The sequence below is a fragment of the Streptomyces sp. SID11385 genome, assembly GCF_010548245.1.
GTDB lineage: Bacteria > Actinomycetota > Actinomycetes > Streptomycetales > Streptomycetaceae > Streptomyces.
This window is the reverse complement of record NZ_JAAGLR010000337.1, coordinates 1-258: the sequence shown is the minus strand read 5'-3', so window position 1 is coordinate 258 and position 258 is coordinate 1. Positions and strand designations below refer to the sequence as shown.

General features: G+C 65.9%; 1 pseudogene. It reads left to right on the top strand.

The window, feature by feature from the left end:
- Window positions 1-258, top strand: a pseudogene (locus G3I42_RS10150) (MFS transporter); the annotation flags it as partial.

The window sequence follows — 258 nt, the reverse complement described above, 5'->3', positions numbered from 1 at the left end:
GATCATCGGGTTCGACTCCCTGAACATCCTCGGCTGGCTGATGTTCCACGGCCTGGACATCGCCGCGGTCCTCGTCATCCCGGGCGCCTCCTACTTCCTGTGGCGCCGGATGAAGGACCGGGGCGCCATCACGGGCCAGCGGTTCGCCTACGACCTGGTGCCGCTGATCGCGCTCATCGTCATCGCCGTCACCGGCCTGCTGCTCACCTTCTCCTCGATCTTCCTGCACGGCGGCGGATACGAGTTCCTGGCGATCCT